This window comes from Haladaptatus halobius, assembly GCF_020618475.1.
Taxonomy (GTDB): Archaea; Halobacteriota; Halobacteria; order Halobacteriales; family Haladaptataceae; genus Haladaptatus; species Haladaptatus halobius.
Map to the genome: position 1 here is coordinate 351,299 of NZ_CP085337.1, position 15,014 is coordinate 366,312.

Consider the following 15,014-nt stretch of genomic DNA (forward strand, 5'->3'; position numbering starts at 1 on the left):
TATAAATATATTATCACTGGTAGTATGGGATAGGAAATACCGGAAGTAATCTAACAGATGGATGCCCTCCCGAAGCCCAGTTACTCAGGTTTGTCAAGCAACCACTTCATCCAGCGAGCTGTAGCTCGATGTTCCTCGAGACACCCGAAACGATGCTATACGCTTCATCAACACCGTTTTCGAAAGAGGTCGCCATCAAGATATTTGAGTCCCGTATCGACAGCGATCGTCACCACGGCGGCATCGGTCGGCCGGTTCGCTGCAACTTGGGTGGCTGCTGCGATATTCAATCCCGTACTCGTCCCGGCGAAGAGTCCTTCATCGGCGGCGGCCCGCTGGGCCACTCGCCGGCCCTCGGCCTCGGGAATGGCGACGACATCATCGTACAGGTGTTCTTCTAAATGCAGTGGCTCGAACCAGACGGCCATACCCTCGACGTTGTGCGAGCCGGACTCTCTCCACAACAAGGCCGCGGATTCGTCGGGTTCGACCAGCGTGACGTACACGTCGCGGCTGCCATCACGGAGGACGCGTGTAGTCCCCATCGAACAGGCGCCGGTGCCAACGCCCATGACGAAATCCGTTATCTCGGAACAATCGGCTACGATCTCCTCACTAAGGCTCGCGTATCCCGCGGGGTCGTGAGGGTTGTTGAACTGGTCGTGATAATAGGCACCGGACTCTTCGACGATCTCCTCGACCAAGACTCCCATGTAATCGATGAGGCCGGGGTAGATCTTTCCTTCTGGCGTCTCCATGACCGTCACGTCATCACCGAGCGCACGCATCATCTGGATTTTCTCCTCGGCGAAACAATCGACCGATACCAGGGAAATCGGATGGTCCTTCACCGTGCAGACGAACGCCAGGCTGGCGCCGGTGGAACCGCGGGTGAGTTCGACTACCCGCTGACCGGGTTCGAGGTTGCCGTCCTGTTCAGCGCTTTCGATGGCCGACAGCGCCATCCGGTCTTTCATGCTCCTTTTGGGATTCGCACCCTCCCACTTGGCAAAAACGCGGGCTCCCCCTTCGGGACGGACGCTTGCGAGTTCGATCAGCGGAGTGTCTCCGATAGCCCCGAGCACAGATTGGGCTTGCATACTTGATTTGAGATTTTGAAGTATTAAAATGGTTTCAAGACTGGTTCATTATTAGACTGACTACTAGAGGAAATTTCACTCGAAGGGAGCCGATGAGCACGCGCGTTTTATGCACGTGGTCTCGCTACTATACGTTTCTGATAAATATTCCAGCGGTACGCACACAGAGCTGCTTACCGGCTGTTTCACGCGGAATGGCTTCTAAACACTGGAGTTTCACCGGCGCAGATTGTCTCTCCGAAACTAAAGACCATCGACTGCAATTATCCGCCCGGATTTTTCACCCTCCAGTTCGTGGGGTAGACCATGCCAACCGACCTGCTGTTGCCACAGGTGACGAACCTCGACCAGACCGAGCTCGGCGTCCGCGCCGAGACGCTCGGCTACGATGGCCTCTGGCTCGGCGAACTCTGGGGAGCAAGCTCCGTCGTCCGGCTCACCGACATTGCCGCCCGCACTGACACCATCGCGCTCGGCACGGCGATTCTCAACGTCTTCTCACGGACTCCCGCCGTGTTGGCGATGACCGCCGCCACGCTCGATCAGGTCTCTGACGGTAGATTCCAGCTCGGCGTCGGAACGTCGACGAAGAAGGCCGTCGAAGACCTCCACGGCATGGACTGGGACGACCCCAACCCGGTTCGGCGGGCGCACGAGACCATCGAACTGATCACGGCATTTCTCGGCGATGTGGGCCGTGTCGACTACGAGGGAGACGTCTTCGATGTCCAGGACTTTCCATCGCTGGACATCGACGTTCCCATCTACCACGCGGCGCTCGGAAAGGCAAATCGGCGCGTCGTCGCCCGGCTATGCGATGGCTGGATACCCCACAATATCCCGTTCCCGGATCTCGAAGAGAACTTCGCGTACATCGTCGACCAAGCGGAAGCAGCAGGCCGCGACACTACTATCGATGTCGCGCCGTACGTCCCCACGGCTGTCAGTGACGATGCTGAAAAAGCCAAGGACGCCATCCGCGGCCACGTCGCCTACTACGTCGGCAACGGTCAGGGCTACGAGCAGGCGGTTGCCCAGCGGTTCCCCGACGACGCCGCGGCCGTCGCCGACGCCTGGAGGGGCGGCGACCGAGAGACCGCCGCCGAGAACGTCACCAACGAAATGATCGAGGCACTCGGAGTCGCTGGGACGCCCGAGCAGGCCCGCAAGCAGTTCCAGACCATCGCCGATATCGACTGCGTCACCCGACCGATGGTGACCATTCCAAGCAACGCTGACGAGAAGATGACCGAGCAAACCATCGAAGAGATGGCGCCGTCTAGCGATTGAACTGTTACGCGTTCTTCTCACCGAAATTGACCAATTGTTTCATAATAGTCTACCCATACCCTTCGATAAATTGGTGCGTGCTGATGCGCGAATGTTCCACGTCGAACTGTTCTTTTAACAACCGTTAAACGAGTAGCACGTTCTATTCTTTAGCGTCGTATTCGGTGTTCTCGGGCGTCTCTTGTGAGAGATAACGGTCTTCAATGTCTTCCCTTTGGTCGAGTTTTGGCGAGTGACCGGTGGGAGCCGTCTCGCTGGCCGCAGTGAGAATCGAGTCAGCCTCGAATCGTCGCAGCCAGTTATAAACCGTTTTTCCAGGAGAGTCCGTCCCCTCGGCTAATTCCGTCTGCGCGACGCCCCGTTTGTAGGTGATCGCCACCTTGAGCTGCTTCCTCGCACGGACGCCATCCACGTTAACGTCGACCCGTCATCGAACGCACTCCGGTGGTAAGTGACAGAGACATTCCTCGAATTTACTACCACGAAAAGCAGCGAAAGGTACGAGTAAATAATTTTGAAATAACGTTGCGAATTTCGACCTCCGTCTGCGCGCTTCATCGGGGGAAGTAGCGCACAAAGATCAGCTTATTTCGATTGTCTTGCTTGCCGTTACAGATATAGTTATGTAACGAATTTTCAGTGAGAGAAACGAGCGGAGAGAATCTACGATTTCCAGCGGAGAGCACTCGTTTGCTCTCAAAACGATCGTAAAACCGTTCTTCCAGCCCTATCCTGGCTCACGGTACGGTATCACGTCTACTGTCATTACAATACTATAGCCGTAATCGCTCGTGAGAATGGATACAGATGCCGATTTTCGCGGCTTCTCAGTGTCTAAGAGGAGTGAACGGGTTTGTTGCACCTCTCTTTATATCTAATACGAACTAATGCTGTCGCAGACGCTGAAGCGGGATCGTAGGCGCGTTCAATAGGGGTGAACACTTAAGTGGTGTGTGTGCATACCCCATGCCATGGCAAAACCCGAACCCAAAGCGGGAACAGGAATCGAGGCAGTGAACAAGGCCATCCAGATCATCGAACTCCTGAAGGAGCGAAACGGTGCCGGTGTGACCGAACTGGCTAGCCAGCTCGACTGGCCGAAAAGCACGGTTCACGCTCACCTACAGACCCTGAAGGAGAACGAGTACGTCGTGTACGAGAACGACGAGTACGTCCTTGGATTCCGATTCCTCGAACTCGGTGAATACGTAAAACATCGCAAGGACGTCTACGCACTAATCGAGCCTAAAATCGAACAACTAGCGGAGGAAACCGGCGAACGTGTCCAGTTCGTCGTGAATGAACACGGTGACGGGGTCTACATTCGCATCGCCGAAGGAGAACAGGCGGTAAGTACGGGTAGCAGCCTAGGCCGAAGACGAACGATGCTACACGCGACGGCGGCAGGGAAGGCTATACTCGCCTTTCTACCCGAAGAGCAGGTGTACGACATCATCGAACGCACGGGACTGCCTGAGTTGACACCGAACACGATTACCGAGGAATCGGAACTCCTCGACGCGTTAGAGGAGGTTCGAGAGAGGGGGTACGCGTTCAACCATGAGGAACACATAGAAGGCCTACAGGCCGTCGCAGCACCCGTTGAAGATTCCGGTGGTGACGTTATCGGAGCGATCAGCGTCTCGGGACCGGCTCATCGAGTGAAAGGAGAGCGCATGACCGAGGATATCCCGGACAAGATACTCGGGGTCCGGAACGAAGTCGAGTTGGATATCATCTACCGCTGACCGAATCGTTCTTCGTTTTCACCGCTCCCCGGAACAATCAAGACAATCCGACCAGTGCAACCAATCGGAACAACTCATGACCAGCGATACCACAGCTGACGGCGATCGGCCGGTTCACACACCGAGCCGGGAGTTCGTAGAATCGACCAACGTTTGGCAGTTCATGCGGACGTACGGGATCTACGAATACGATGAATTGATCGAACGCACCTGTAAGGGAATCGAGGGCGTTGACGAGTCGGGCGTGGACTGGTTCTGGAACGAGATCGTCGACTATCTCGATATCGAATTCTATCACGACTACGAGCGGGTGCGAGACGATAGCGAGGGGCCACAGTTCACCGACTGGTATCCCGGTGGGAAAATCAATATCGCCCACAACGCGCTGGATCGTCACGCTACGATCGACAGCGAGCGCCGAAACAAAGTAGCGTGTATCTGGGAGGGGGAGGACGGGAACGTCCGAGAGGTCACGTTCCACGAACTCCATCGCCAAGCCAACAAGGTGGCGAACGCGCTCGAAGCTCGAGGAATCGATACCGGGGATACGGTCGGCATGTACATGCCGATGGTACCGGAGGTCGTCTCGATTCTCTACGGTTGTTTCAAGGTCGGCGCCGTCGCCGTCCCCATCTTCTCCGGATTCGGCGTCGACGCCACCGCAACGCGCATCGAAGACTCGAACTGTTCCGTTCTTTTTACCGGCGACGGGTTCTTGCGTCGGGGGGATGAAATCCTGCTGAAAGACACCGCCGACGAGGCGATCGACGAGGTCGGCCACGTCGAACACACCATCGTCTTCGACCGCCTAGGTCGGGCCACCGCGGAAGAAATCCCCTGGTACGACGATAGAGACGAACACTGGGAAAACGCTGTCGGAGTGCAGGACGACAAGTACGAGACGAAAGAACTCGACGCTAGTCGGGAGTCGATGTTGCTGTACTCGTCAGGCACCACCGGAATGCCGAAGGGCATCGTTCACACGAACGCGGGAATCCAGATGCAGACGGCCAAAGAGGTGTACTTCGGGTTCGATCTGAAGCCGTCGGATCGATTCTTCTGGGTCTCCGACATCGGCTGGATGATGGGGCCGTGGACCTTGATTGGCAACCACACCTTCGGTGGTACAATCTTCATGTACGAGGGCGCTCCCGATCACCCGCAGCCGGATCGGTTCTGGAAAATGATCGACCGACACAAGCTCACCCAATTCGGTATTTCACCCACCGCGATTCGGGCGCTACGTAAGCAGGGTGACGAGTGGGTCGAGGGTCACGATCTCTCGAGCCTGCGATTGCTGGGCTCGACGGGAGAACCGTGGGACGAGGAGTCGTGGTTGTGGTTTTACGAGAACGTGGGGCGAGAGAAGGCACCGATCATCAACATCTCCGGCGGCACCGAGATCTGCGGCTGCTTCCTCATGCCGATGCCCATCCAGTCGTTGAAACCCAGCACCCTCGGCGGCCCGGGCCTCGGCATGAACGTCGATATCGTCGACGCGCACGGCTCTTTCATCGCTGATGACCACGGGCGGGGCTACCTCGTCGCCCGCGACTCCTGTCCGTCGATGACCAAAAGCCTCTGGGCGGGTGATGAACGCTACTTAGAGGAGTACTGGTCGACGTGGGACGATCTCTGGGATCACGGCGACTGGGCCCAGATGGACGAAGACGGCCTCTGGTTCCTACACGGGCGCGCCGACGACGCTCTGAACATCGCAGGTCGCAAGGTCGGCCTCGCAGAGGTTGAAGGGGCAGCGATGGAACACGACGCGGTCAATCAGGCCGCCGCCGTCGGCGTTCCCGACGAGACGACCGGTACTGCCGCCGTCCTCTACAGCATCGTTGAGCGGGGACGCGAAGAATCGGACGCGCTCCGCGAGGAAATCCGCACGAGCGTAGGAGAGGAACTCGGGAAGCCCTTCAAGCCCCGTGAAGTGTTGTTCATCGGCGAATTCCCCAAGACTCAAAGCGGGAAGATCATTCGGCGGGCCGTCAAGGCGACCTACACCGGCGACGAACTCGGCGACCTTTCCAGCATCGAGAATCCGGAGGCGTTGAACGACGTTGCGTCGGCGCGATAACCGGTAAATCAGGAGGCCGTTGCATTCGTCACCGATATGTCTCTGCCGTTGGTCGGCGGTCGGTGACCCGCTGATTTCTCGTGTCACCGCAACACTTACTTGATAGTTCTTCCAATATTTGTGTGCCACAAACCCATGGACTTAGAGTTCTCCAACCAAACCAAGATGCTCCGGCGGGAGATTCGCAGATTCGTCGACGACGAATTCAGACCCATCCTGAATGATCTGCCGGATAAAATCGAACGCTACCACGACCTCGACCCCGAGAACCCGGAACTCACCGATGATGTCCGCCCCCATCCCATCAAAATCCCCGAGGAAGATCGGAAACGGCTCCGGGCGAAGGCCAAGGAGGTCGGCTTCTGGGCGATGGGCGTTCCGGAACAGTACGGTGGTGGTGGCCTCAACCTTCTTGAACGCTGCGTCGTCTTGGAGGAGTTATCCAAACACCGTATGGGGCTATATCAGCCGGGGATCGGCGTTATCGAACTCGGACCGGGGTTGACGGTCGGCGAACCGTCGGCGTATCTCAACAATGCGAACGAAGACCAGATCGACCGCTTCTTCCAGCCCTGTATCGACGGTGACAAGCAGAGCTGTTTTGCGCTCACCGAACCCGCCGCCGGATCCGATCCGCGCGGTATGGAAACGCGAGCCGAGAAAGAGGGTGACGAGTGGGTCATCAACGGAACGAAGCATTACATCTCTTGGGCGGGTGACGCGGACTTTCTCATCCTGTTCGCGCGAACGGAGCCCAAGAACGATGGTATCAACGAACACGGCATTACGACGTTTCTCGTCCCCGCCGACAGCGACGGGGTTTCGATGCGCTCGATTCCTGTCATTCGTCCGGAGTACCCCTTCGAAGTCACGCTGAAGGACGTTCGGGTTCCCGACGAGAACGTCCTCGGGGATATCGGGCAGGGGCTGAGCATCGCCAAAGAGTGTCTGGGCGAATCCCGGGTACTGTACGCCGCGAACTGCTTGGGTCCGATCGACCAATCGATTCGGATGGGTATCGATTGGGCCAACGATCGGCAAGTCGGCGGGCAACCGCTGGCCGATCGACAAGCCATCCAGTGGAAGATAGCGAAATCGGCCGTCGACTACCAGGCGGCGAAATACTCCGTCTATCACGCCGCGTGGAAGTTCGACCAGGGAGAGGATATCAGACACGAAGCATCAGTCACGAAGTACCAAGCGTCGGAGACCCTCTGGACGGTTCTCGATAGGATGGTTCAGATTCACGGAGGTGCCGGCGTCGACGCCGATCTGCCGCTCGAACGGTGGCTCCGCGAAGCGCGCGTTCGAAGAATCGGCGAAGGGCCGACGGAGATCCACCTCAAAACCATCGCACGGAACCTACTCAAGGGCTACGAGGATCCAGATCCGATTCCGCTCGATTGACCGCTATCGTGGAACGCTCCGTCCGACACGAACCGCGGAAACCCCGGCACCGAGGGTGATGAGCCCGATGGCTCCTAACGGTAGGGAGTAACTCCCCGTCGCTTCCACGATAAAGCCGAATACGGGTGGGAAGAGCACTGCCCCCGCCATCACGGCGGCCACGCCCATCCCGGTTGCGACGCCGGCATCTTCATCACCGGCGAGTTCCCCGGCGATTGTGAGATAGACCCCGTTGTAGCCGAGGGACACCGCCCCGACGACTACGAGGACGCCGACCACGATAGGGAGCCCGGTGTTCGCGGTGAACAGCGCCATCGGGAGAAAGAAGACGAATCCGACGATGCCGAGACCGGCCAGTACGAGTTGTTTGTTCTCAGCGAACAGCGAGTCCGTGAGGAAGCCGAGTCCGATGCGGGAGACGATGCCAGCGAGTTGCATTCCAGTGTAGAGCACGCCCGCAACCGCCGGCGCGAGGAACAGATTCTCGGTCAGGTACAGAACGATGTACGCCATGATCGTGAACTGGGACATGCCGAACAGAACACCGCTGACGAGCAGCGGAAGCACGCCGGGTTCGCTGGCAAGTCCATGCATTCGTTTGAACTTCCCGACGATACGGTCGTGGGGAGGGAGCCAGCGTCCGGACGGCTGCTCGCCCGGCGAGTAGACGTACAGGACGCCGAGCGTTGCAAACGCGAGGGAGCTGACGATTCCCCAAACCGACCGCCACCCCGTGAGTTCGGCGAGGGCGGGCAGAAACGCCGCCCCTATCGCACCGCCGAACATCACGCCGGTCTGTTTGATGCTGATACCGATCGTTCGCTGCTCGGACGGAAACCAGTCGAATATGCCTTTGTTCGTGCCCGAGGGAATCGTTCCGTATCCGAGACCGAGCAGGAAGACTCCGCTGCACAGCATCCAGTACATGGGAAAGATGCTGAGCGTCACCGCGACGAGTCCGACGGTCGTCATCCCGAGCGCTAAGGTGAACCGCTCGCCGGCGAAATCCGTCAGGATTCCACCGGGCGTCAACGAGAGAAAGTATCCCAAATACAGTGCCGTCACGAGGAACCCGATGTCCGACGTTGAGACGCCAAAATCGCTCTTGATGAAGGGTGTGAGGACAGTCAGCGAGAGGAACGTGAGACTCCCTACGCATTGGATGACGAACATCACTCCCAGCGCGTGCCAGCGGGGTTTCATTGAGTGTGAGTGAGACTATCGCTCCGCGTCCGGGTTAAGTAATGCGATTCCGGCGGTCGTCCACACGAAAGCGAACCTTCCGACCAAAGGGTTCATTATCGCCATCCTCCTTCGAATAGACAATGGCACGCATTCCCCTACTAACGCAATCGGATCTGCCCGAAGAGTACCGGTATCTCCTGAGCGAGGACGCGATGGGGGAGATAAACCTACTCTGCGCGATGGCGAACAACCCGGCGGTTCTCCAGTCATACATGCGCTACGGTTCGACGCTGTGGTCCGATGGAGGGTTGAACTCGGTCGATCTCGAACGTTGTATCCTCGCCGTCGCCCGGGCGCTCGATGCCCGTTACGAGTGGCACCAACACGTCCCTATCGCTCGAGAGCAGGGTGTCGACGACGAGGAGATCCTCGCGATCTCCCGTGGCGAGTTCGACCAGTTCGACGAGCGAACCGCCGCCCTTCTCGGCTACGTCCGAGACGTCGCTCTTGGCGAGATCGATGACGAATCGTTCGACTCGCTCGGTGTGCACGTCACGGACGAGAGCGTGATCGGGGCCACGATACTAGCAACCCACTACCTCGCAACCGCACGGTTTCTCACCGCTCTCGCCATCCCGCTGGAAACGGAGTTCGTCGGGTGGGAACTCGAAGGCGAGACGTGACCAAGAGTTAAGAGCGTTCGCGGGAAAGCTAGCCATCGATGTCAGACCGTGTGCTCGTAGAACGGAGTGGCGGCATCGCGACCGTCACCGTGAACCGACCGGAAAAGCGCAATGCGATGGACGTCCCGACGCGAAAGGATCTCCGGGATTCCTTCGAGACCGTCGGCGAGGACGATTCCGTGCGTGCAGTTATCCTCCGCGGCGCGGGGGACGGCTCGTTCATCGCCGGCGGTGACATCGACTCGTTTGCGGAGTTCGATCACATGGAAGGGCTGGAGTACGCGACGAAATACGCGCAAGGACTGTACAACTACCTCGCCGAGCTTCCGAAGCCGACCGTCGCCGCGGTCGACGGGTACGCGCTCGGAGGGGGAACGGAGATCGCCCTCGCCTGCGACATCCGTCTTGCGACGGAGGATGCGAAGTTCGGACTTCCGGAAGTCGACATCGGCGTCCTTCCCGCCGGCGGAGGGACACAGCGCCTCGTGCAGGTCGTCGGTGCAGGGAGGGCAAAGGAGCTCATTCTGACCGGCCGCATCATCGACGCCGGAGAAGCGAAGGAGATCGGCCTGGCGAATCACGTATATCCGGCGGCTGACTTCGACGATGCCGTTCTGGAGATGGCTGAGTCCCTCACCTCGAAAGCTCCCGTGGCACAACGATTGGCAAAGGAGTCAATCAATCGAGGGCTGAACGCCGAACAGGGTCTCGATTTCGAGCGCATGGCCGGTGCGTTCCTCTTCGGAACCGAAGACCGCGAGGAAGGGATGAACGCCTTTCTCGAAGATCGTGACCCCGAGTACGAAGGTAGATAACGACCACCGACGGCGCGACTGAGTCTCATCGTAGCGTGCGTTACGTTCTTCGTCTCACTCGCTTCCAGTGTTCGGGGGAATACTTATCGTCGTTCTACGAGACGTGTATCTATGGATTACGGAATCGAGGGTACCGTCGCACTCGTCACGGCATCGAGCAGTGGACTCGGCAAAGGCTCGGCCATGGCGCTGGCTCGGGAAGGCGTGCACGTGGTCGTCAACGGACGGGATCGGGAGAAGTTGGCCCACGCAGTTGCGGATATCGAATCGGTTGCGAAGGGGGACGTGATCGGCCGTCCCGGGGATATCACGGATCCTGATGACCTCACAGCACTCGTCGACGACACCGTCGAAGAGTTCGGTCGCTTGGATCACCTCGTGACGAGCGCCGGTGGACCGCCACGACACTCGTTCTTCGAGCTTACCGACGAGCACTGGTACGACAACTTTGACATGCTAGTGATGAGTGTGGTTCGCCTCGTCCGCGAAGCCGCACCGTACCTTCGTCGGGATGGCGGTGGATCGATAGTCAACATCACCTCGCTGGTCGTGAAGGAGGCGTCGCCGTCGAATCCGCTCTCGAGCTCCATCCGAATGGCAACGATGGGACTGGAGAAGTGCCTCTCCTACCAGTTAGCTCCGGAAGTGCGAGTCAACGCGGTTCTTCCTGGCCTGTTCGATACCCCGCGTCGAAACGACCCGGGGAGTGCGCGAGTCGAGCCCTCGGACGTACCCGCAGGCCGCCTCGGCGAGGCGATCGAGCTGGGCGAAGTGGTGGCGTTTCTGTGCTCGGAAGCCGCAGGGTACCTCACCGGCGCTTCGATTCCTGTCGATGGCGGTGCCCTCGAGTCGACGTTGTGAGGACGGCACAATAATAATCACTTAGCGCACAGTCCGTGGTGTCTGTATCCATGGTACACACAACGGGAGATGCGCGCGTCGTAAGCGACTACGACGTCGTCGTCGGGTGCGGAATGGCCGGACTATCCGCCGGAATCAGAGCGGCGGAACAGGACGCGAGCGTCGTCATTCTCGAGAAGTTGTCGAAGGAACACCGGGGCGGCCATACGCGGCTTACCGAATCGTTCGGGGTTCCCGCGGCAGATACCGATTAGGCTTCATCCTCGACGGAGTCCCCGACGACGAGCACCGGAAACGGCGAACGTAAGATGACGTCTTGTGCCACGCTTCCGAAGACGGCCTTCCCGACGGGCGACCGCTTTCGACCACCGACGACGATCTGATCGGCACCGAGGTTCCTCGCAACGTCTAAAATTTCGTCCGCGGGGTCACCGCTCGCCCCGGTCTCGCTGACGCTGATACCTCGCTCTTCGAGGTAGTCGCTCGCGACGGCGACGCTCTCCGGCGGCTCGGCGTACTGTTGCATATCGAACGTCCCGCCCTGATCGCCGTAAACCTCCTTGAACACGTGCAACACCGTGACCGCAATGCTTTCTGTAGCGTCGGGGAGCGATGCGATCGCCTTGGCTTGTTTCCGGACGCGCTGTTCGTTTCCGTCGGTCGCTAGAACGATGCGGAACATATCCTCTTCTCAGGCTCGAGGGAGTATAAATGTAGGCCAGTTAACGGCGATCGACTGAACTCATCGAATCGATGTTCGCACAGACGTTTTTCGTCGTAGTGAACGTTCTGAGTGCTTCCATCCCCTTCTCACGGCCGAATCCACTCTGGCGGTACCCGCCGAAGGACGTTTCGACGCCGCCGGCGAACCACTCGTTGATGAACACCTGTCCCGCCACGACATCCCTCGCAAAGCGATGCGCACGGTTTAGATTCCGCGTGAAAATTCCCGCGACGAGGCCGTAATCCGTCTCGTTGGCGATCTCCAGTGCTTCCTGCTCGTCTCCGAAGGTCAACACGGACAGAATCGGCCCGAAAATCTCCTCCTGTGCGATTCTCATATCTCGCTCGACGCCGTCGAATATCGTGGGTTTGACGAAGTAACCGTCGGACGAGGAGCGGTCAGACGCAGTACCGCCGCACAGCGGCTCTCCGACTTCCTCGATACCCACGTCGATGTAGCCGGTCACCTTCTCGTACTGCGTTTCGGACACTAAGGCTCCGACGTCCGGGTCTTCCAGCCCTGCCCCGACCGTGAGTTTACCGACGCGGCTAACCAGTCGCTCGCAGAACTCGTCGTGAATATCCTCGTGGAGAAGGAGTCCATCTCCCGCCGAGCACACTTGGCCGGCGTTTCGGGTGAATATCGAAATCATCGTTTGGTCGATGGCCCGTTCCAAGTCCGCATCGGGATACACTACGATCGGGTTCTTTCCCCCCGCCTCGATATGAACCGGCGTTAGCGTCCTGGCGGCGGCGGCCGCGACTTCTCTGCCCGTTGGAACGGAGCCGGTGAACGCAACCCCGTCGACTCCCTCGTGTTCCGAGAGGGCCGCCCCGGCCTCAATTCCGTACCCCGGAACAACGTTCACTGCACCGGCCGGAACACCGGCATCGTGGAGCAACCTCCCGAGTTCGACCGCAGTAAGCGGCGTCTGCTCGGCGGGTTTTACGACGACCGCGTTCCCCGTCGCCAGTGCAGGCGCAACCGTTCGCGCGAACAACGAGACCGGAAAGTTCCAGGGGACGATGTGCCCGGTCACGCCGAGTGGTTCGCGGAGCGTGTAATCGAGGTATTCGCTGCCGAGCGGAATCGTCTCTCCCTGTACCTTATCGGCGGTACCTGCGTAGTACTCGAAATAGCGGGCACCGACCTCGATTCCCGTCTTCGATTGCGAGATCGGTTTACCGTTCTCCCGGGTCAACAGTTCGGCCAACTCCTTTTTCTCCGCGTGCATTCGGTTCGCCATCCGCTGAAGAACGCGCCCCCGGTCGACCGGTTTGATTCCCCGCCAGTCGGAGAACGCTTCGCGCGCCGACTTGAGCGCTCGGTCGATATCCGCGCTGCTACCGGCCGCGACGGTTTCGAACGGCTTACTTGTAGAAGGATCCGTTACCGGAATTTGCTCACCTGACTCCGAAGGGGTCGGCTTTCCGCCGATGAACAGCTCGTAACGCTCGTCGGACGAGTCGTAATCTGTGGACATGCTGTTCGTTCCTAGTAATCGCGAGCGAGGGAATAACGTTTTCCACAGCGATGCAGATCACCGATATCTGTAAATGAGATGGGTGTGTTATCACAGTTGCTCATGGAGCAAGGTATTCTCTCGCAAACGGAGAAAGTGCGATACGAAACGGACGGTCGTATCGGGAAAATCACGATCAACCGCCCTGAGAAGCTGAACGCGATGGACTCGGAAACCTATCGGGCACTGTCAGAAGCTTGGACGACGTTCCAAACGGACGACGACGTCTGGGTCGGGATAGTTACCGGCGAAGGGAATCGTGCGTTCTCGGCCGGTGCAGACCTGACGGAGGCGGTCGAACCGGGTTCCGTCGAGTGGCCGGAGTTCTGGCGTACGCAGGAGGAGATGCTCCTGAACAACGGATTGGACGTTTGGAAGCCCGTTATCGCGGCAGTCAATGGGTACTGTCTGGCCGGCGGGCTGACGCTTTTGTTGGCGACCGATATCCGCATCGCCGGCGAAAGCGCGCAGTTTGGGCTCTCCGAAGTCAAACGTGGCATTCTGCCCGGGAACGGCGGTACCCAGCGGGCGATTCGCCAACTCCCGCACATGGCCGCCATGGAACTCCTGCTGACCGGCGACCACGTCGACGCAGAGCGCGCTCGTGATTGGAACCTAGTAACGACGGTCGTCCCGGACGAGGAGGTGATGAGCGTGGCCGAAGAGTACGCCGCACGTATCCTCGCCAACGGTCCGCTCGCGGTTCGGGCGATCAAAGAACTAACCGTGCGCGGTCGAAACATGTCCCTCGCCGACGCAATGCGGCTGGAGGAGTCGTTCCAGTATCACCTCCTCCAGACGGAGGACGCCAAGGAAGGTGTGGTGGCGTTCGCTGAGGACAGAGAACCCGACTATCGAGCGCGGTGACGGTCAGAGGTAGCGCCCGCCTGCGATTTCGATCACTTTCCCCGAGGAGTACGCGTCCGTCACGAGGAACCGAATCGCTGCGGCCACTTCCTCCGGTTTGACGATGCGATTCTGGGGAAACTTCTCCCGCGCGGCTTCGCGGCGTTCCTCGGACAGCATGGGGGTGTCGGTAACGGACGGAGCGACGGCGTTTATCATGATACCGTTGGCCGTATATCGTTTCGCGAGCGATTTCGTGAGCGCGACGAGGCCGCCTTTGGACGTTCCGTAAATCGGGTCGGACGGACTGCCGTGAACGCCCGCGGTCGAGGAGACGTTGACGATTCGTCCTTCTTCACGCGTCCGCATGGGCCCGATAACCTCTTGAGCGCAGTAGATCCCCCCGACGAGATTCACCCGAAGATGGTGCTCGATGCTCTCCGGTGTTCGATCCAAGAATCCCGATTTCGGCCCCACGCCGGCGTTGTTCACGAGTACGTCGATCCGTTCGAACTCCTCGCGGACGCGCTCACAAAGCTCCGCAACAGCACCCCTGTCGGAGACGTCGCACTGTAGCGCAAGCGCACGTCCCCTGTCGTCTTCGATCTCGTCGACAAGACGCTTCGCGTCGCGTTCGTTCGAATAGTATTGGACGACGACGTCGTGGTCCGTCGCTAACGTTCGGGCTGTCGATCGACCGATACCACCGCTGCCGCCGGTGACGAGAGCTGTCGAAGGCATGACCTACTG

Annotated in this window: 15 protein-coding genes; 9 read left to right on the forward strand and 6 right to left on the reverse strand. The window is 59.1% G+C overall.

Annotated features, from left to right (window positions below; genetic code table 11):
* Positions 1-167: 167 nt before the first annotated feature.
* Positions 168-1,100 (reverse strand): PLP-dependent cysteine synthase family protein, encoded by a 933-nt coding sequence (locus tag LIW51_RS25530; RefSeq protein ID WP_227378936.1) that lies wholly within the window; start codon positions 1,098-1,100, stop codon positions 168-170.
* A 306-nt stretch (positions 1,101-1,406) separates the two neighbouring features.
* Between LIW51_RS25530 and LIW51_RS25535 the strand changes: the two genes are divergently transcribed.
* A complete protein-coding gene (locus LIW51_RS25535) occupies positions 1,407-2,390 on the forward strand; it encodes an LLM class flavin-dependent oxidoreductase (protein ID WP_227378937.1) in 984 nt (327 codons plus the stop codon).
* Positions 2,391-2,532: 142 nt separating this feature from the next.
* Here the strand turns inward: LIW51_RS25535 and LIW51_RS25540 are convergent, their stop codons facing one another.
* The gene (locus tag LIW51_RS25540) at positions 2,533-2,802 is read right to left on the reverse strand and encodes a hypothetical protein (protein WP_227378938.1); all 270 of its coding nucleotides are present in this window, start codon (positions 2,800-2,802) and stop codon (positions 2,533-2,535) included.
* 559 nt (positions 2,803-3,361) lie between these two features.
* Here LIW51_RS25540 and LIW51_RS25545 point away from each other — a divergent pair.
* The 3 genes from LIW51_RS25545 (at position 3,362) to LIW51_RS25555 (ending at position 7,628) form a co-directional block, all read left to right on the forward strand.
* Positions 3,362-4,138, forward strand: a complete 777-nt coding sequence (locus LIW51_RS25545; RefSeq protein ID WP_227378939.1) for an IclR family transcriptional regulator — start codon at positions 3,362-3,364, stop codon at positions 4,136-4,138.
* Between the two features lie 76 nt (positions 4,139-4,214).
* Complete coding sequence (locus tag LIW51_RS25550) at positions 4,215-6,221, forward strand: AMP-binding protein (protein ID WP_227378940.1); 2,007 nt, start codon at positions 4,215-4,217, stop codon at positions 6,219-6,221.
* A 135-nt stretch (positions 6,222-6,356) separates the two neighbouring features.
* Complete coding sequence (locus LIW51_RS25555; RefSeq protein ID WP_227378941.1) at positions 6,357-7,628, forward strand: acyl-CoA dehydrogenase family protein; 1,272 nt, start codon at positions 6,357-6,359, stop codon at positions 7,626-7,628.
* A gap of 3 nt (positions 7,629-7,631) precedes the next feature.
* Here LIW51_RS25555 and LIW51_RS25560 read toward each other — a convergent pair whose 3' ends face one another.
* On the reverse strand, positions 7,632-8,831 hold the full coding sequence (locus LIW51_RS25560; RefSeq protein WP_227378942.1) for an MFS transporter: 1,200 nt from the start codon (positions 8,829-8,831) through the stop codon (positions 7,632-7,634).
* 122 nt (positions 8,832-8,953) lie between these two features.
* Between LIW51_RS25560 and LIW51_RS25565 the strand changes: the two genes are divergently transcribed.
* The 4 genes from LIW51_RS25565 (at position 8,954) to LIW51_RS25580 (ending at position 11,426) form a co-directional block, all read left to right on the forward strand.
* A complete protein-coding gene (locus LIW51_RS25565; RefSeq protein WP_227378943.1) occupies positions 8,954-9,496 on the forward strand; it encodes a carboxymuconolactone decarboxylase family protein in 543 nt (180 codons plus the stop codon).
* Between the two features lie 38 nt (positions 9,497-9,534).
* Positions 9,535-10,311, forward strand: coding sequence for an enoyl-CoA hydratase/isomerase family protein (locus LIW51_RS25570; RefSeq protein ID WP_227378944.1), 777 nt, complete (start codon positions 9,535-9,537; stop codon positions 10,309-10,311).
* 111 nt (positions 10,312-10,422) lie between these two features.
* Entirely contained in the window at positions 10,423-11,172 is a 750-nt protein-coding gene (locus LIW51_RS25575) for an SDR family oxidoreductase (protein WP_227378945.1), read from the forward strand.
* A gap of 50 nt (positions 11,173-11,222) precedes the next feature.
* On the forward strand, positions 11,223-11,426 hold the full coding sequence (locus LIW51_RS25580) for an FAD-binding protein (RefSeq protein ID WP_227378946.1): 204 nt from the start codon (positions 11,223-11,225) through the stop codon (positions 11,424-11,426).
* Here LIW51_RS25580 and LIW51_RS25585 read toward each other — a convergent pair.
* Positions 11,423-11,854, reverse strand: a complete 432-nt coding sequence (locus tag LIW51_RS25585; protein WP_227378947.1) for a universal stress protein — start codon at positions 11,852-11,854, stop codon at positions 11,423-11,425. The genes LIW51_RS25580 and LIW51_RS25585 overlap by 4 nt on opposite strands.
* 40 nt (positions 11,855-11,894) lie before the next feature.
* Positions 11,895-13,379, reverse strand: coding sequence for an aldehyde dehydrogenase family protein (locus LIW51_RS25590; RefSeq protein WP_227378948.1), 1,485 nt, complete (start codon positions 13,377-13,379; stop codon positions 11,895-11,897).
* Between the two features lie 78 nt (positions 13,380-13,457).
* On the opposite strand from LIW51_RS25590, the gene LIW51_RS25595 reads away from it, so the two are divergent.
* On the forward strand, positions 13,458-14,285 hold the full coding sequence (locus LIW51_RS25595) for an enoyl-CoA hydratase/isomerase family protein (RefSeq protein ID WP_227378949.1): 828 nt from the start codon (positions 13,458-13,460) through the stop codon (positions 14,283-14,285).
* 3 nt (positions 14,286-14,288) lie between these two features.
* Here LIW51_RS25595 and LIW51_RS25600 read toward each other — a convergent pair whose 3' ends face one another.
* On the reverse strand, positions 14,289-15,005 hold the full coding sequence (locus LIW51_RS25600) for an SDR family NAD(P)-dependent oxidoreductase (protein WP_227378950.1): 717 nt from the start codon (positions 15,003-15,005) through the stop codon (positions 14,289-14,291).
* Positions 15,006-15,014 lie beyond the last annotated feature (9 nt).